Genomic DNA, 16,530 nt, shown 5'->3' on the forward strand with positions numbered 1-16,530 from the left:
GCAGCGACGGAGTGCAACGGAGCTGAACATGCGAATTGGGATCGTGGCACCCGCCAAGGGGATCGACGAAGCGCTCGCCTCGCGGGCGCTCGGCCTTGCGGCGGTGGCGATGCCTTCGGTCGATCTCGTCTTCCATCCGCAATGCTTCCTGGCCGACGGCCATTTCGCCGGCCCCGACGCGGCGCGCGCGGCGGCGTTCCTCGAAATCGCCAACGATCCTGCGTTCGACGCGATCTGGTTCGCGCGCGGCGGCTATGGCTCGGACCGCATCCTCCACACCGTCATGCCGCTGCTCGGCGAGGCCGCGCGGCGGAAGACCTATCTTGGTTTCTCCGACATGGGGTTCCTGCTCGGCGCGCTCTATGCCGCCAAGATCGGGCGACCGGCGCACGGCCCGATGATTCTCGATGCGCGGCGCAGCGATGGCGGCTTCGCCTTCGCGCGGGGCTTGCGCTGGCTCGCCACCAAGGACCGCGCGGTGCTCGAACCCGGGCTCGACGGACACCCCGCTGCCGCGTTCAACCTCGCGATCCTGACCGCGCTGATAGGCACGCCGTGGCTGCCCGATCTCACCGATCACGTGCTGCTGATCGAGGAAGTGTCCGAACCGCTCTACCGTATCGACCGGATGCTCTTCACCATGGCGCACGCGACGCAGTTGAAGGGGCTGGCGGGCGTGCGGCTCGGCAACGTCACCGATATCCAGGCCAACGAACCGCCTTGGGGCGAAAGCCTCGAGACGATGATCGTGCGCTGGTGCGGTGAGATGGGTGTGCGCTATCTCGGGCGCGCCGAAATTGGCCATGGGGCGGGCAATCACGTCGTCCCGTTCGGCCTGGCGTAGCGCCGCATGGGCGTTGCCCCGCATGGGCGTTGCCCCGCCCGCCAATCTCGGCGATACGGGGCGGATGAAGCGACTCTTCGCGGCGTGCGCGCTCTCCCTCCTCGCCTGGGCGCAACCGGCGGCAGCGCAATCGATCCTGCGCGATGCCGAGACCGAAGCGATGTTCAACGACATGTCGCGTCCGCTGATCCTGGCGGCGGGGCTCTCGCCGAGGAACGTCAAGGTCGTCCTGATCAACGACGATTCGATCAACGCCTTCACCGCGGGCGGGCAGACGATCTATGTCCACTCGGGGCTGATCCAGGCCGCCGACAATGCCAACCAGGTCCAGGGCGTGATCGCGCACGAGCTCGGCCATGTCGCCGACGGGCACGTCGTGCTAATGGATGCCGGTGTCCGGCCCGCGCTCGGCGTCTCGATCCTCAGCATGGTGCTCGGTGTCGCGGCGATCGCCGCGGGCGCGCCCGAGGCGGGGGCGGGGATCCTCTCGGCCGGCACGACCGCGGCGCAGGGCAAGTTCCTCGCGTTCAGCCGCGTCCAGGAATCGACGGCCGACGCCACCGGCGCGAAATTCCTGCGCGAGGCCGGCGTCACCGGCAAGGGCATGCTGACCTTCTTCAAGAAGCTGCAGAACGAGGAATATGCGTACGGCCTGAAGAACATCGATCCGTTCGCGCAGAGCCACCCGCTGTCGGGCGAGCGCATCGCCAGCCTGACTGCCGACGTCATCGCCTCGCCGGCCTATGGCAAGAAGCCCGACCAGGCGCTCGAGGAACAGTTCAAGCGCATCAAGGCCAAGCTGCTCGGCTATGTTGCCGACCCCAAGACCACGCTCAACACCTATCCCGACGAGGATCAGAGCCTCTATGCGCACTATGCCCGCGCCTATGCCTGGCACAAATCGGCGTACCCCGAGAAAGCCGATGCCGAGGCCGCTGCGCTGATCAAGGCAGCCCCGCACGACCCCTATTTCCTCGAGATCCAGGGCCAGATCCTGCTCGAAGCGGGCAAGCCGGTCCAGGCGCTGGCCCCGTTGCGCGAGGCGACCGAGCTGTCGCGTAACGCGCCGCTGATCGCGACGACCTTCGGCCACGCGCTGATCGCGACCGAGGACAAGGCGAATTACCCCGAGGCGATCAAGGTGCTGCGCCAGGCAGTGGCGCGCGACGACGAAAATCCCTTCGCCTGGTATCAGCTCGGCACCGTCTACGAGGCGATGGGCGACCAGCCGCGCGCGATGCTGGCAAGCGCCGAGCAAGCGAGCCTGACGGGCAACGTCCCGCTCGCCGCGTATAGCGCGCGCGGCGCGATGCAAGGGCTCGCCCCCAACAGCGTCGACTGGATCCGCGCGCAGGACATCGCGCTCGCCGCGCAGAACGAAATCGACGACAATCCGAAGAAATATAAGAAGAAACGCTGATGCGCCCGGCCTGGAATTCCATAACCCTCGCGCTCGTCGCGGGGCTGATCGGCGCGGCCGGTTTTGCCAGCCTCGAACGGCTGATTCCGGCGAGCGGGGGGGAGCGCGCACGCGTCGAAGGCATGGTGCACGATTATCTGATGGCGCATCCCGAGATCCTTCCCGCGGCGATGGACGCGCTGCGCGACCGTGGCCATGCCGAGACGATCGCGGCGAACCGCAGCGCGATCTACACGCCGGTCGGCAGCGCCTGGGCGGGGAGCACCAACCCGGATGTCACCGTGGTCGAATATTTCGATTACAATTGCGGCTATTGCCGCGCCAGCCTCCCGACCATCGCGGCTTTGCTCAAGAGCGACCCGAAGATCCGCATCGTCTATCGCGACTTCCCGATCCTCGCGCAAAGCAGCATCGATGCCGCGCGGATGAGCTTGGCGGCGGCCGAGCAGGGCAAGTTCCAGGCGTTCCACGACGCACTCTATGCCGGCGGCCCGGTCAGCACGCAGAGCATCGCCGCGGCGGCGAAGACCGCGGGCGTCGATGCCGCGCGCGCCGCGGCCTATGCGCCGCGCGCCGAGCAGGAGATCACCTCGAACGCAACGATCGCACGCGCGCTCGGCATGACCGGCACGCCGAGCTGGGTGATCGGCACCAAGGTGGTTTCCTCCGCGCTCCCGCTCGAGGACTTGCAAAAGGCGGTCGCCGAAGCGCGTGCGGCTGGGCTCAAGTAACACCCGTCACCCCGGCCTTGTGCCGGGGTCCACCGTGCGGCGCGCGGTCCGGCGGCAGTTCGCGCGGCACAGTGGACCCCGGCACGAGGCCGGGGTGACGGCGCGATAGGCATCGCGACTTTCATACCGAGCGGTTGTTATCTCCCCGCTACCGCCCTATCTGCGCGACAACAATCGGGGGCAGCATGGACACCATTCTATCGATCGCGGGCGTGTCGAAGACCTACGCCTCGGGACATCGCGCGCTCGAGCCGGTCGATCTCGACATCGCACGCGGCGAGATCTTCGCGTTGCTCGGGCCCAACGGCGCGGGCAAGACGACGCTGATCTCGATCATTTGCGGCATCGTCACCCCCAGCACGGGGACCGTGACGGTGCTCGGCCATGACGCGCAGAAGGATTTCCGCAGTGCGCGCCGCGCGATCGGCCTCGTGCCGCAGGAACTGTCGGTCGACATGTTCGAGACCGTGCTCGCCACCGTCAAGTTCAGCCGCCGCCTGTTCGGCAAGGGCCCGAACGACGCGCATATCGAGCAAGTGCTGCGCGACCTGTCGCTGTGGGACAAGCGCAACGCCAAGATCCGCGAGCTGTCGGGCGGCATGAAACGCCGCGTGCTGATCGCCAAGGCGCTCAGCCACGAACCCGAGATCCTGTTCCTCGACGAGCCGACTGCAGGCGTCGACGTGGCTTTGCGCCGCGACATGTGGAAGCTCGTCCACAAGCTCCGCGCCGCCGGCACGACGATCATCCTGACGACCCATTACATCGAGGAGGCCGAGGAGATGGCCGACCGCGTCGGCGTGATCGATAAGGGGCGGATCATCTTGGTCGAACAGAAGGCCGCGCTGATGAAGAAGCTCGGCAAGCGGCGGATGCTGATCGCGCTGCAAGCGCCGATGACCGCAGTGCCCGCCGACCTCGCGGCATGGAACCTCGCACTGGAGGATGAGGGCGCGACATTGCTCTACACCTTCGATTCGGAGAATGAGGACATTCCGGGGTTGCTCGCGAAGCTCGGCACGCTCGGCATCGGCTATCGCGATCTCGAGACGCACAAGAGCTCGCTCGAAGACATTTTCGTCGATCTCGTCGAACCGAAGGACGCGGCATGAGCGCCTGGGCATCTCTTCCACCGGGTCCGCTCGTGTTGGGCAGTGCTTCGACAGGCTCAGCACGAACGGAAACAGGGAGGATCGCTGCATGAGCACGCACGCCGCAACCAAGGCCCCCGCGGTCAATTTCCACGGCATCTGGGCGATCTATCGCTTCGAGATGGCGCGCGCGCTGCGTACCTTGTGGCAAAGCCTCGTCACGCCGGTGATCACCACCTCGCTCTATTTCGTCGTGTTCGGCGGGGCGATCGGGTCGAAGATCAGCACGGTCGGCGGGGTCGGCTATGGCAGCTTCATCGTGCCCGGCTTGATCATGCTCTCGCTGCTGACGCAGAGCATCTCGAACGCCTCGATCGGCATCTATTTCCCCAAATTCACCGGCACCGTTTACGAGCTGCTCTCGGCTCCCGTGTCGGCGATGGAGATGGTGATCGGCTATGTCGGCGCGGCGGCGACCAAGTCGATCGTGCTTGGGCTGATCATCCTCGCGACGGCTTCGCTGTTCGTGCCGCTCAGCATCGTCCATCCGGTCGCGATGCTCGCCTTCCTTGTGCTGACGAGCGTCACCTTCAGTCTGCTTGGTTTCATCATCGGCGTGTGGGCGAACGGCTTCGAGCAGCTGAATTTCATCCCCGCGCTGCTGATCACGCCGCTGACCTTCCTTGGCGGCGCCTTCTATTCGATCGACATGCTGCCGCAGCCGTGGCGGACGGTGAGCCTGTTCAACCCGGTGGTGTATCTGGTGAGCGGCTTCCGCTGGGCGTTCTTCGACAAGGGGGATGTGTCGGTGGGCTTGAGCCTGGGCGTGACCGCGCTGTTTTTGGTCGTCTGCCTCGGTGTCATATCCTGGATCTTCAAGACCGGCTGGCGGATGAAGAACTAATCTCCCTCTCCCGAAGGGAGAGGGATTTAGGGCATTACCGGCAGCACGATCTTCGAGCCGGCGCACACCTTCTGCGTCGCCTTGACGAAATCCCCCGCCTTCGCCCGCGCGATATTGGGGACGAAGCGCTGCGGGTTGCGGTCGATCACCGGGAACCAGCTCGACTGAACCTGCACCATCAGCCGGTGGCCCTTCAAGAACACATGGTCGTGCTCGCGCAGCGCCACTTCCCAGCGCGTCACCTTGCCCGGCGCCAACGGCTGCGGGTTCGTGTCGCTCGCAAGGAAACGCCCCCGCCTGACATCCATCGCGATCGGCAGCTGATAGCCGTTGAGCGACTTGGCATAGTCGCCGGGCTTTGGCGATTCGGCGTTCTGCACTTGGTTGTCCGGATAGACGTCGATCAACTTGACGACGAAGTCGCTGTCGGTCCCGCTGGTCGAGGCGGCAAGCTGCGCGAGGACATGCCCCGTCACGCTCAGATCCTTCTCGAGCGGCGCGCTCGTATAGCTCAGCACGTCGGGCCGCCCGCCGAGGAAGCGCTGGTCGGCCGCCTCCCACCACGACCAGTCGGGCGACAGATACGTCCCGGACATCGGGCGCGCGCGGAACGGCACCGGGTTGGCCGGGTCCGACACATAATCGCGGCACGCTTCGCCCGGTGCCGGTGCCTTGAACGACAGCGAGCCGTCGGCGTGGAGATACAGGTCGGTCGGCTTGGTGCCTGCCGCCGGCCACGCCGTGTAGCTCTTCCACGCCCAGCTGCCGCTCTGGAAGCTCTTCACGCCGGTCGTCGGCTTCGCGCCCGTCCCGTGGAGCCAATAGGCGAAGAACGGCGCCTGGATCTGCTCCTGGAACTGCGTCCCGCTCGGCACGCCGTACGGGATGGGCCCGAGCGCATTGGTCGGCCGCTGCCACCAGCCATGCGCCCAAGGGCCGGCGACCATCGTCGCGAGATGATCGGGGTCGTTCTGCGCCTGCTTGAAATAGATCTGCCACGATCCCGACGGATCTTCCTGATCCCAATAGCCCGCGACGTTGAGCGTCGGCACCACGGTTTTGCCGAGCCGGTCGCTCCAGCGCTGATCGGTATAGAAGGCGTCGTGATTGGGATGGTCGAGCAAGGCGGTGAACATCGGCACCTTGCCCTTGAACTCGGTCTTGTCGATCTGCTCGACCGGGCCCTTGGCGAGGAACCAGTCGTACGTGTCGTAGCGATCGTATTGGAACGACGTGTCCTGCGTCTTGTCGAGCTGGAGCATCGCCAGCCAGTCGGTCGCATACGACAGGCGTAGCGCGCCGTTTCGGTGGAGATCGTCTGACTGCCAGTAATCCACCCACGCCGCCTGCGGGCTGACCGCCTTCAGCGCGGGATGCGGGCCGATCAGTGCGATCGCCGCGGCGAAGCCGGGGTAGGACACGCCCCACATCCCGACCTTGCCGTTGTTTTGTGCGACATTCTTCACCAGCCAATCGATGCTGTCATAGGCATCGGTCGCTTCGTCGACCTGCTTCGGGTCGCCGGGATGCACCGAGGTAGACAGCGTGAACACGCCATCGGACTTGAAGCGCCCGCGCATCGATTGCTCGACATAGATATAGCCGTCGCGGTCGAGCGCGACTTGATTGCCGGGAACCTTCTTCGGCGCGGAGTCGGGCACGCCGTAGGGTGTACGCGAGAACAGGATCGGCAGCGGTCCGGTCTGGTTCCGCGGACGCAAGATCACGGTCTGGAGCCGCGCGCCGTCGCGCATCGGAACCATCACTTCTTCGTAGGTGTAGGGGGAGAGCGCGGGGGCAGGGGCCGCTACGGGCGCGGCCTGCGGGCGCGCAGCGATCGGGCCGGCCAGCGCGACACCGGCAGCCAGCGCCGCCACAACTTTACGCATACCCAACCCCCAAACGTCACCCCGGCCTCGTGCCGGGGTCCACCGTGCCGCAAACGCTCACGCGGCAAGTGTGCGGCACGGTGGACCCCGGGACAAGCCCGGGTGGTAAACATAACTCAGGATCGAACGACGTATCTTACCGATCGATCCCTTTCGCTCACAAGAGCTGGAGCTAGTTCATTTGCCTAGTTCGGCCTCCGCTGCCTCAGCGCCTTCGGTATATCGGGCATTATTTTTGTTGGTTTCAGAAACCCAGCCTTCAATGGCCTCATGCTTTAATCGGCACCTCTGGTATTCGTTGGCGACTTTAACGAGCAGCACGTCGGTGGGCTTCTTTATACCCTTCAACAAATCTGGACATGGCTCCATGATCTCTTTGGGTATTTGGATTGGCGGGACCGTCAATCTAACAGCCCCTAATCCGCTCTCACTCAACTGAGACTCAAGTTTCGATCCGAACGGAACGGGTGATAATTTACTCAGTACAGAGACAGACCAGCGCCTCAATTCTGGGCTCGCATCCTTTTTAGAAAGAATCGTTGTCGCCATTTCAACATAGTCTTTATCGACAGCGTTTGACCCGCTCTGATAACCGATGGCTCCAGCAGCTACTGAGGCCACCGCTCCGATCGCAGCGACAGCCACAATCCCCCAAGTTTCTGTGTTAGGCACCGTGTCCCCGGCCTTCGATAGTTTGCGAGAGGCCACATTAGGCTGCGCAATACGCTGGGTCCAACAGCATTACAGAAACGTGTCTCGCCAATTGCGGAGATAAGCGGCAACCGCCGTTCTCCCGAATCACGAAGTCTGCGCCGCTGAAAGTGTGCTGGGCGACGAACGCCAATATCATAGCGTCGATCCGGGACCGCTTTGGCTCGATCAAGTCGAGGATGAAGGCGGGGTTTCCCCGCTTGCCGCTGTGCATGATGCCCAGCGTTGGATCATAGCCATCGGCGATCGCTTGAATCTGGAGGCGTTGCAACGTCACCGCGTAGGCGTAGTTCAAGAGCGCATTGACCGGGTGCGATGCGTTGCGGTTCTCTGGCTTCACTCCGTTCGCCAGCGAGCTGCGGCCCTTATAGGTTAGCCAAGCGTCCGGGACCGGATGTCGCTTGGTCCCTTTCCACGAGATCGCCATTCCCTGCCACGCCGCGAAGTAGGCGGAAGCGCATTCCCCTTCGATCGCGAAGACGGCGTTCAGGTCGCCGAATTTGTCGCTCGCCAGTCGTTCGATCCCGACCAGCGATTTCCTGAGAGCCAAGGCCTGTGACCGCGAAGGTGAGATATGCGCTTCCAACGTCTCGATGCTGGCGGCTAGCTTCTGCTGGATCAGGTCGGCAGCAAACGTGATCCGCGCCGTTTCATCCGCGCGGGTTTCTTGCTGCCATCGCACCTTCCCACGGTCGGCTGCATAACCGTTGCAGGCCTGAACGGAAACGCCATCGCCTTTCCAATCGAGACAAATTAGCGTCACGTCTTGCTCGGCTAGCCAAGCCAGAACATCGAACGAGAGCCCTCCGCTGCAATCGACTGCGACGATGCGGGGTGGCAGGTCAAGGTCGCCACGGAAAAAGCGATAGACTTCCGGCTCCTGCCGATAATGCGTCAGGCCACCGCGAATATGGAGAGAGCCCTTCTCGACCCGCATATGCACGCCGTCACCGGTCAGGATCAGCGGCGTAGATTGGCGTTCGCGGAGCGCGCGGGTTCCGCCCAATTCGATTGATTTCTGTAACCAATAATCGCTGCGGACTGTCCATTCGCTCAGACCGGCAATGATTTCATGCTTCATAATTCGCCTCTGAGTTGCTAATAAACTTTAGCAAATTCGAACGAAATTCTGAAGCATTCTCCCGTACAATCTTGATTAATTTCAGCTCGGATTCAATCGCTCCTTCTAACCTCCACGATGAATTGCGCCCGTCGCGGCAATCAGTATCAATTTCAAATGCAATTCTAATTAATTGAGAAATTCGAACTTCCAATGCTGGAGCACGACTCGCTCTTAATTGAAACAAAGGTAACACAATTTGCTCGGGCAATGGCACTCCTGCAATCCACAACATGCCGTAATTCAATATACCAGAACGCTCACGAATTTTCAGAATTTCAAGGCAAATTGCAAAATCGGATTCCGGCAGCCGGTCAAGATATTTGCCGGGTTGGTTGGCTCCATCCGCCATGTGGCCATTACGCCATGCGCGCCTTATCTCTTCGGATGTGATATCTGCTTCGATTTCAGCGCGCATAGCGGCTGCGGCTTCTTCATCCATTTTTAAATCTAGTGGAAACGATAGCGGGGCCATTTCATGGAAAAGCCTTTCCGCCTTGTCATCGGCAAACTCGTCCAATTGCAATATGGAAAGGCGGCGATATTGATCTGGCGTCATTCCGCTCAGCGCTAGCCACCCGGCGATTTCGCTGTCGCTAACAATCCCACCGCGTTCAGCGTCGGCAACTGTGTGGAATTTGCTTTCACGCCATCGGTTGCTCTCCACAAAAGATCGATTACGCCTGCGCTCGGCCCTGAATTCGCGCTTCAGGGCCGCGCGAATTGTTTCCGGCGCGATGTCCTCGCCGGACAACCAAAACCCAAGCCACCACTGTGATTGCCGATACGCGCCCCAACTTTTGTAACGGCAAATGCGCAAGGCGCGGCGATAGCTTGCGATAGGCCAGTGCCGATCTGGCGAGCGGCCCCGCCCGCGTCCTTTCGGTGCCGCTGGTCCCGGCAACAATCCATCCTCTCGCCAGTCCCGGAATTGCCGATCGGTGACGACTTCGCCGTACCGCTCATATGCGTGGTCATGAAGGCGTGGGAAGAATTCGCGGAACAGCACTAGCTACCCTTTTATGTCTCCCATTTATTTGGCGTGCGTCCTGTTTCAATGTGATGAATTTGCCCGGCTCCCATTGTTGGAGCCAAGCCAGTGCGAATCAGACCGAGAGGCCCGGAAGTTTACCGCAAGCGCATCGAGCGGGCGCTTGCGAAGGGGTTGAGCAAGAGTGCGGCTCGTGGCCATGCCAAGATTGGCGAGCCGACCGTTTCGGGATTGGCGGTCAAACCAGATACGCGACTAGGCGAAGGGTTTGCGCGGGTGGCGAACGGTGAAAGCCTGACGGCAACCGCTCGGGCGTTGCGCATTTCGCGGGAGCGCCTGCGCCGATCGATCGCGGAACATGGTGATTATGTGCGGGAAGGTCGTCGCTATGCGTTCAAACCGAGCATCGAAAATAGCCTCCCGCTCTACTCAGGCGGACGCCTGATTGATGTAAAGGTCGATGACGAAGGTGCCAAGCGCCTCGGTGCGTATATGGCCGCAGTAGGAAAATATCTGCCAACTGGCCGCTTCTCCTTGTTGGAACCCTATGTCGGTCAGGGCGTGACCGATGTGCGAGGTATATATCATCCCTTCGAGACCGACCCGGACACGCTGTACGAACTACGCGCCAAAGGCTGATCTGCCCCCCGCTGAGTGGCCCAGAGATTATGATAGTCTGGACCACGAAAGGGACGACGAATGCCGAGCAAGAAGCACAAGCCGGAAGAGATCATCGGGAAGCTGCGTGAAGTTGAGATTGTGCTGGCACAGGGGTCATCGACTGCGGAAGCATGTCGGCGGATCGCGGTCAGCGAGCAGACATATTATCGCTGGCGCAAGGAGTATGGCGGTCTGAAGACTGACCAGGCCCGGCGCATGAAGGATCTGGAGAGGGAGAACCTTCGGCTTCGAAGGGCGATCTCGGACCTGACGCTGGACAAGCTGATTTTGCAGGAGGCAGCCCGGGGAAACTTCTGAGCCCCGCGCGGCGAAGGCGCTGTATCGATCATGTGCAACGAAAGCTTCCGGTGTCCGAGCGACGGATCTGCCGGGTGCTGGGCCAGCATCGATCGACGCAGCGCAAGGTGCCGCGCGGGGCGGATGACGAACAGGCGCTATCGGAAGACATTATCGCGCTGGCGAAGCAATATGGTCGCTACGGCTATCGCCGGGTGACAGCGTTGCTCTGCCATGCGGGCTGGACGGTGAACCATAAACGGGTCGAGCGGATCTGGCGGCGCGAAGGGCTCAAAGTCCCGCAACGTCAGCCAAAGCGTGGACGGCTTTGGTTGAACGACGGATCGTGCATCCGGCTTCGACCGGAATATCCGGGGCATGTGTGGGCGTACGACTTCGTCGAAGGCCGCACGCATGATGGTCGCAAGTTCCGTATCCTGACCATCATCGACGAGGCCAGTCGGGAGTGCCTGGCGCTGGTTGTTGCTCGTCAGCTCAAACATGAAGATGTGCTCGCCGCACTGGCGGACCTGTTCATCGCACGGGGCCCGCCGGCACATATCCGGTCGGACAATGGCGCCGAATTTATCGCCAATGCCGTGCAGCAATGGCTCGGCCAGATCGGCGTGAAGACGCTCTACATCGCGCCGGGATCACCATGGGAGAATGGCTATAATGAGAGCTTCAACGGGTCGCTTCGCGACGAACTGCTCAATGGCGAAATCTTTTACAGCCTCGCCGAGGCAAGGGTGCTGATCGAGGCATGGCGCCGACATTACAACACGGTCCGTCCACACAGCAGCCTCGGCTACCGACCGCCGGCCCCGGAAACGGCTTCACCGCCGTATCTGGCCTCCGGCTCCGCTTCGCTCCCCCTCCGCCCGGATATGGCGGCGGCGAGCATAATCCACTAACAATCAACCCGGGCCACTCGACGGGGGCAGGTCACTGTGGTTGTCAAAGTCCTGGGGTCAACGGCTTTTTATCGCTAGTCCCCGGGGCATCTATCAGGGGCTTATCGGTCCGGTATTTGCTGCTCCAGAGGGAAAACGTGATTGGTGGACTTTTGACGGCGCCGCACGTCTTTTTTCTGCCGGCCTGCCGAAAGATATCCAAGAGGCAATGGCATGAGCGCATTCATCCTTGATCCGGATCTCGAAATTGGGACCGTATTTGAAGTGGCTGGAAGCGCCATCAAAATTGCGCTTAAACGTGACATAACCGAACTAACGCGGAGCTATAGCGGCCGCGTGTACGACGTTGGTCAGATTGGCAGCGTCGTTAAAATGCATTTGGGAAGACGACTACTCTTTGCCACTGTCAGACTGCTAAGATTGCAGTCCGACGAGGAAGCTGCCGCCCTCTCCGCGCCGCATGGAAGGGCTTTAGACCAAGATCGCAGGGTGATTGAAGCGGACCTGCTCGGTGAAGCGTGGTTTAATGCTGCAGAGGAAGAGCTCTCGTTTAAGCGGGGTGTCTCGACCTACCCTTTGCCATTGCAGGGCGTGCACCTGATCACAAAGGAAGAAACAGATAAGCTATTTGCCAGCGCGGAGAAGGCGTCAGAAGCTGGAGCCGATCGACTAGTTCCAATCGGCACCTACGTCGGCGCAACGCGCGTGCAATGCCGCGCGAACATCGACAAACTTTTCGGCCATCACTGCGCGATTCTTGGATCGACCGGCTCTGGTAAGTCGAGTGCGGTTGCTGCCGTCATTCACTCTATCCTGGAACACCAATGCCGTCCGGAGCGGGGGACGCGGCCATGCATCATCCTTATCGATCCCCACGGCGAATATGCTTCGGCCTTCCAAGGCCGCGCTAAGGTTTTTCGTGCTTACGATGCGCTCGGTCAGAATGTGGGGGGAGCAACCACCCTCAAACTCCCTTACTGGCTTATGTCCAGCGATGAGTTCCGTTCGCTAGTGATCGGCAAGACTGAGTTTGAGGCAACGTCTCAAGCCAACACTGTTTACAAAGCGCTCTCTCACGCTCGCATGGTCGGGGCTGGTCTGGCGCGAAGTGCCATTGGAGAAGTCCCCGCTGATTTACCGGCTGGACAACACCCCGAGCAGCCGATGCTAGCAGCTAATATCGGTGAACACCAGCTAGTTTCATTTGATCGCGACAAGCCGCGTCCGTTTACCCTTGCGGAATTTCACGCACATATCGTGGGTCGACAAGCCAAGCGACAGCAAGGCGTGGCATGGAATGACGTAACCCCCTCTGACTTTCAGAAGGATTATGCCTCAATTCTCAATAAATTCCGGGTTTTGACTACAGACCCCAGGATTCAGTTTTTGATGGAAGAACACGGCCAAGGCGGCCCAACGCTGCCGGAAATCCTATCTCAGTTCCTTAACGTCGATGGTGCTGACGATTCGTGTTTAAAAATCATTGATATCTCTGGTCTTCCAAATGAGGTTGCCGGCCCGCTAACCGGCGCGATAGCTCGTCTTTTGTTTCAATATAAACTTCATCAAACGCGTGAGGAGCGCGAGCTTGATCCCGTATTATTTGTTTGTGAGGAAGCGCATCGGTACGTGCCCAATCGGGGCGATGCGCAATACGAGGTTGCGCAAACCGCCATTCGGCGCCTCGCCCGCGAGGGACGAAAGTATGGCTTGGGGTTGATGTTAGTTTCACAGCGCCCATCAGACATCGAAGACACCGTAATTTCTCAATGCAATTCTTGGATAGTGCTGCGATTAGCCAACAGTACCGACCAAGAACATGTATCGAGGATATTACCAGATAGTTTGTCAGGAATGACAAAAATGTTGTCGTCGCTTCCAAGGCAGGAAGCACTATTTGTTGGCGAAGCTGCCGCCATACCCGCTCGGATACGATTGCGCACGCTTACCCGCGAGCAGCTTCCAAACTCACATGACATTTCATTCGCTGAAGGCTGGTCGTCTGAAGGTACGACCTTAGCTGGGCTTACGGCTATCGCTGGACGAATGACGACGTGACGGCACGGTCATGAAACCCCGAGTGGGGCGACTTGGTGGTTGAGAAGTCATCGCCATTTGACGTTTCGTCGGTAATTAGTGTCGTCCGATTGGAAGTTATGTTTACCACCCGGGACAAGCCCGGGGTGACGATTTGGTTTAGGGTCTGGGGCTTAGACGCGCCTCAGATCCGGTGTTCGCCCTTGACCCAGCGCACCGTGCCCGAGCTCGCGCGCATCACGACGCTCTCGGTCGTCATGATATGCCCCTTGCGCTTCACGCCGGCGAGCAGCGAGCCGTCGGTCACGCCGGTCGCAGCGAAGATGCAGTCGCCGCGTGCCAGCTCGGTAAGGTCGTACTGCTTGTCGAGATCGGTCACGCCCCACTTGGCGGCGCGCGCACGCTCGTCGTCGTTGCGGAACAGCAGCCGGCCCTTGAACTGCCCGCCGACGCAGCGCAGCGCCGCGCACGCCAGCACGCCTTCGGGGGCGCCGCCCGAACCCATGTAGATGTCGATCGTCGTGTCGGGGTTGGTCGTCGCGATCACGCCGGCCACGTCGCCGTCACCGATCAGCATGATTCCGCAGCCAAGTGCACGCAACTCGGCGATGATCTTGGCGTGGCGCGGACGATCGAGCACGCAGGCGATGATCTCCGACGGCTTGACGCCCTTGGCAGCCGCCAGCGCGGTGACGTTCTCGGTCGGCGACTTGTCGAGGTCGATGATCCCCTCGGGATAGCCCGGGCCGCACGCAATCTTGTCCATATAGACGTCCGGCGCGTTGAGCAGCCCGCCTTCCTCGGCGATCGCGAGCACCGCGAGCGCGTTCGGCCCGGCGGTGGCGCAAATCGTCGTGCCTTCGAGCGGATCGAGCGCGATGTCGATCTTCGGCCCCTTGCCGATTGCCGAGCCGACCTTCTCGCCGATGAACAGCATCGGCGCCTCGTCGCGCTCGCCTTCGCCGATGACGACGGTGCCGTCCATGTAGAGCGAGTTGAGCGCGGTGCGCATCGCATCGACCGCCGCCGCATCCGCCGCCTTTTCATCGCCGCGCCCGGTGAGCGTCGACGCGGCGATCGCCGCCGCCTCGGTCACGCGGACCATTTCGAGGACGAGAACACGGTCGAGCGTTTTGGAAGCGGTGGTGGTCATTGACGAAGCATCCTCTTGTTTGGGGAGGGACTAGGCGGGGCGCGTTACGTTGTCGAGACGTTGCTACTCCCCTCCCGCTTGCGGGAGGGGCTGGGGGTGGGCGCGCGCTTTCAGCGACAGTTGCCGTCGATAGCGCGCGCCCACCCCCGACCCCTCCCGCAAGCGGGAGGGGGGAAGAAGGGTCAGTCGCGCAGCAGTTCGTTGATGCTGGTCTTCGAGCGCGTCTGCGCATCAACGCGCTTGACGATCACCGCGCAATACAGCGCCGGCTTGCCGTCGCCGCCACCGGTCGAGCCCGGCACCACCACCGAATACGGCGGCACTTCGCCGCGGAAAACTTCGCCGGTCGCGCGGTCGATGATCTTGGTGCTCGCACCGAGATACACGCCCATCGACAGCACCGCACCTTCGCCGACGCGCACACCCTCGGCGACCTCGGCCCGCGCGCCGATGAACGCGCCGTCGCCGATGATCACCGGGTCCGCCTGCAGCGGCTCGAGCACGCCGCCGATCCCCGCGCCGCCCGACAGATGCACGCCCTTGCCGATCTGCGCGCAGCTGCCGACCGTCGCCCAGGTGTCGACCATCGTGCCCTCACCGACATAGGCGCCGATGTTGACGAAGCTCGGCATCAGGATTGCGCCCTTGCCGATGAAGCTCCCGCGCCGCGCAACCGCACCGGGAACGACGCGGAAGCCACCTGCGCGGAACTCGGCCTCACCCCAGCCGGTGAACTTCGAGGGCACCTTGTCGAACGCCGGAGCGCCGCCGGCGCCGCCCTCGACCAGGCTGTTGTCGTTGAGCCGGAAGGAGAGCAGCACCGCCTTCTTGAGCCACTGATTGACCTGCCAGCCGCCGTCCCCGGTCGGCTCGGCGACGCGCATCGCGCCCGAATCGAGCTGGAGCAGTGCTTGCTCGACCGCGTCGCGCACATCGCCCCTGGTCGCGAAGCTGATCGTGTCGCGCGCGTCCCACGCGCCGTCGATGGTCTGCTGCAGGTCGCTCATATATCCCCCGTATGGTCGTGGAGCCACGCCGTGATGTCGGCGCAGGTGAAGTCGATGAAGGAGCGGTCCTCGCCGCCCGGCGTCTGTTCCGAGCCATTGTCGACCCACAGCGTCGTCATGCCGATTGCCTTGGCGGGCGCGAGGTTGCGCGCCATGTCCTCGGCGAACAGGCAGGTCGTCGGGTCGAGATCGAACGCCGCGCACAGCCCGGCGTACGCCGACGCCTGCGGCTTCGGGATCAGGTCCATCGCATGGACGTCGTGGATCGCCTCGAAACTCTCGCCGAGCCCGAGCTTCGCCAGCACCTTGCTCGCATAGGGCGTGTCGGCATTGGTGAAGACGAGTTTGCGCCCAGGCAGCTTGGCGATCGCCGCGGCGAGCGGAGCGTTTTCCTCCAGCACGTCCATCTCGATGTCGTGGACATGGTCGAGAAAGGCGTGCGGGTCGACGTCATGCTCTGCCATCAGCCCGGCGAGCGTCGTGCCATGGGCGTGGAAATAGCCCTTCTGGATGCGGCGCGCCTCGACATGGTCGACCGCGAACTTGTCGGCGATATAGCCCGTCATCCGCGCATCGATCTGGTCGAACAGCCGCGCGCTCGAGGGATAGAGCGTGTTGTCGAGATCGAAGATCCAGGTGCGGATATGGGCGAGGCGTGGGTCCATACGGTGGCTCTAAGCGGGAGGGACGAGGGGGGCAAGGCGGAGACGCATCTTCGCCCCTCCCCTTCAGGGGAGGGGACGGGGGTGGGGCGTGCCTCG

15 protein-coding genes are annotated in these 16,530 nt (G+C 62.2%); 8 read left to right on the forward strand and 7 right to left on the reverse strand.

Annotated features, from left to right (window positions below; translation table 11 throughout):
• Nucleotides 1-28 precede the first annotated feature (28 nt).
• From E2E30_RS01360 to E2E30_RS01380, 5 genes are all read left to right on the forward strand, one after another.
• Complete coding sequence (locus E2E30_RS01360; RefSeq protein ID WP_133186528.1) at nucleotides 29-844, forward strand: LD-carboxypeptidase; 816 nt, start codon at nucleotides 29-31, stop codon at nucleotides 842-844.
• Nucleotides 845-908: 64 nt separating this feature from the next.
• Nucleotides 909-2,264: a M48 family metalloprotease gene (locus E2E30_RS01365; protein WP_133186530.1), complete on the forward strand. Its 1,356-nt coding sequence runs from the start codon at nucleotides 909-911 to the stop codon at nucleotides 2,262-2,264.
• Nucleotides 2,264-2,995 (forward strand): DsbA family protein, encoded by a 732-nt coding sequence (locus tag E2E30_RS01370; protein ID WP_133186532.1) that lies wholly within the window; start codon nucleotides 2,264-2,266, stop codon nucleotides 2,993-2,995. The genes E2E30_RS01365 and E2E30_RS01370 overlap by 1 nt, the downstream gene beginning before the upstream one ends.
• Before the next feature lie 185 nt (nucleotides 2,996-3,180).
• On the forward strand, nucleotides 3,181-4,107 hold the full coding sequence (locus E2E30_RS01375) for an ABC transporter ATP-binding protein (protein ID WP_133186534.1): 927 nt from the start codon (nucleotides 3,181-3,183) through the stop codon (nucleotides 4,105-4,107).
• Between the two features lie 88 nt (nucleotides 4,108-4,195).
• A complete protein-coding gene (locus tag E2E30_RS01380; RefSeq protein ID WP_133186536.1) occupies nucleotides 4,196-4,990 on the forward strand; it encodes an ABC transporter permease in 795 nt (264 codons plus the stop codon).
• Between the two features lie 26 nt (nucleotides 4,991-5,016).
• Here E2E30_RS01380 and E2E30_RS01385 read toward each other — a convergent pair whose 3' ends face one another.
• From E2E30_RS01385 to E2E30_RS01400, 4 genes are all read right to left on the reverse strand, one after another.
• The gene (locus tag E2E30_RS01385) at nucleotides 5,017-6,879 is read right to left on the reverse strand and encodes a CocE/NonD family hydrolase (RefSeq protein ID WP_133186538.1); all 1,863 of its coding nucleotides are present in this window, start codon (nucleotides 6,877-6,879) and stop codon (nucleotides 5,017-5,019) included.
• 177 nt (nucleotides 6,880-7,056) lie between these two features.
• Complete coding sequence (locus tag E2E30_RS01390) at nucleotides 7,057-7,551, reverse strand: hypothetical protein (RefSeq protein ID WP_165954428.1); 495 nt, start codon at nucleotides 7,549-7,551, stop codon at nucleotides 7,057-7,059.
• Nucleotides 7,552-7,588: 37 nt separating this feature from the next.
• Complete coding sequence (gene cas1 / locus E2E30_RS01395; protein WP_133186542.1) at nucleotides 7,589-8,671, reverse strand: CRISPR-associated endonuclease Cas1; 1,083 nt, start codon at nucleotides 8,669-8,671, stop codon at nucleotides 7,589-7,591.
• Complete coding sequence (locus E2E30_RS01400) at nucleotides 8,661-9,719, reverse strand: hypothetical protein (RefSeq protein ID WP_133186544.1); 1,059 nt, start codon at nucleotides 9,717-9,719, stop codon at nucleotides 8,661-8,663. Before E2E30_RS01400 ends, cas1 begins: the two co-directional genes overlap by 11 nt.
• Before the next feature lie 90 nt (nucleotides 9,720-9,809).
• Here E2E30_RS01400 and E2E30_RS01405 point away from each other — a divergent pair, with 90 nt between their 5' ends.
• The 3 genes from E2E30_RS01405 to E2E30_RS01415 all read left to right on the forward strand — a co-directional run bounded on the left by E2E30_RS01405 (nucleotide 9,810) and on the right by E2E30_RS01415 (nucleotide 13,630).
• The gene (locus E2E30_RS01405) at nucleotides 9,810-10,340 is read left to right on the forward strand and encodes a hypothetical protein (protein ID WP_133186546.1); all 531 of its coding nucleotides are present in this window, start codon (nucleotides 9,810-9,812) and stop codon (nucleotides 10,338-10,340) included.
• A gap of 60 nt (nucleotides 10,341-10,400) precedes the next feature.
• Nucleotides 10,401-11,572 (forward strand): IS3 family transposase gene (locus E2E30_RS01410; RefSeq protein ID WP_133186548.1). Its coding sequence is split into 2 segments (ribosomal slippage): nucleotides 10,401-10,665 and nucleotides 10,665-11,572, totalling 1,173 coding nucleotides; the frame shifts between segments, so codons are not numbered across the junction.
• A 213-nt stretch (nucleotides 11,573-11,785) separates the two neighbouring features.
• Nucleotides 11,786-13,630 carry an ATP-binding protein gene (locus tag E2E30_RS01415; protein ID WP_133186550.1) on the forward strand — a complete coding sequence of 615 codons (1,845 nt, stop codon included), beginning with the start codon at nucleotides 11,786-11,788 and terminating at the stop codon, nucleotides 13,628-13,630.
• Between the two features lie 163 nt (nucleotides 13,631-13,793).
• On the opposite strand, the gene glpX is transcribed toward E2E30_RS01415, so the two are convergent.
• The 3 genes from glpX to E2E30_RS01430 form a co-directional block, all read right to left on the reverse strand.
• Nucleotides 13,794-14,762, reverse strand: coding sequence for a class II fructose-bisphosphatase (gene glpX, locus E2E30_RS01420; protein ID WP_133186552.1), 969 nt, complete (start codon nucleotides 14,760-14,762; stop codon nucleotides 13,794-13,796).
• A 182-nt stretch (nucleotides 14,763-14,944) separates the two neighbouring features.
• The gene (gene dapD / locus E2E30_RS01425; RefSeq protein WP_133186554.1) at nucleotides 14,945-15,769 is read right to left on the reverse strand and encodes a 2,3,4,5-tetrahydropyridine-2,6-dicarboxylate N-succinyltransferase; all 825 of its coding nucleotides are present in this window, start codon (nucleotides 15,767-15,769) and stop codon (nucleotides 14,945-14,947) included.
• The gene (locus E2E30_RS01430) at nucleotides 15,766-16,434 is read right to left on the reverse strand and encodes a pyrimidine 5'-nucleotidase (RefSeq protein ID WP_133186556.1); all 669 of its coding nucleotides are present in this window, start codon (nucleotides 16,432-16,434) and stop codon (nucleotides 15,766-15,768) included. The genes dapD and E2E30_RS01430 overlap by 4 nt, the downstream gene beginning before the upstream one ends.
• Between the last annotated feature and the right edge of the window lie 96 nt (nucleotides 16,435-16,530).

The sequence above is a fragment of the Sphingomonas sp. AAP5 genome (assembly GCF_004354345.1).
In the GTDB taxonomy this organism is placed as follows: Bacteria; Pseudomonadota; Alphaproteobacteria; order Sphingomonadales; family Sphingomonadaceae; genus Sphingomonas; species Sphingomonas glacialis.

Excerpts from the sequence above, each read along its gene's own strand:
- E2E30_RS01365 (WP_133186530.1), top strand. The coding sequence starts at position 909 with ATGAAGCGACTCTTCGCGGCGTGCGCGCTCTCCCTCCTCGCCTGGGCG.
- E2E30_RS01385 (WP_133186538.1), bottom strand. The coding sequence starts at position 6,879 with ATGCGTAAAGTTGTGGCGGCGCTGGCTGCCGGTGTCGCGCTGGCCGGC.
- dapD (WP_133186554.1), bottom strand. The coding sequence starts at position 15,769 with ATGAGCGACCTGCAGCAGACCATCGACGGCGCGTGGGACGCGCGCGAC.
- E2E30_RS01360 (WP_133186528.1), top strand. The coding sequence starts at position 29 with ATGCGAATTGGGATCGTGGCACCCGCCAAGGGGATCGACGAAGCGCTC.
- E2E30_RS01370 (WP_133186532.1), top strand. The coding sequence starts at position 2,264 with ATGCGCCCGGCCTGGAATTCCATAACCCTCGCGCTCGTCGCGGGGCTG.
- E2E30_RS01430 (WP_133186556.1), bottom strand. The coding sequence starts at position 16,434 with ATGGACCCACGCCTCGCCCATATCCGCACCTGGATCTTCGATCTCGAC.
- cas1 (WP_133186542.1), bottom strand. The coding sequence starts at position 8,671 with ATGAAGCATGAAATCATTGCCGGTCTGAGCGAATGGACAGTCCGCAGC.
- E2E30_RS01415 (WP_133186550.1), top strand. The coding sequence starts at position 11,786 with ATGAGCGCATTCATCCTTGATCCGGATCTCGAAATTGGGACCGTATTT.
- glpX (WP_133186552.1), bottom strand. The coding sequence starts at position 14,762 with ATGACCACCACCGCTTCCAAAACGCTCGACCGTGTTCTCGTCCTCGAA.
- E2E30_RS01380 (WP_133186536.1), top strand. The coding sequence starts at position 4,196 with ATGAGCACGCACGCCGCAACCAAGGCCCCCGCGGTCAATTTCCACGGC.
- E2E30_RS01375 (WP_133186534.1), top strand. The coding sequence starts at position 3,181 with ATGGACACCATTCTATCGATCGCGGGCGTGTCGAAGACCTACGCCTCG.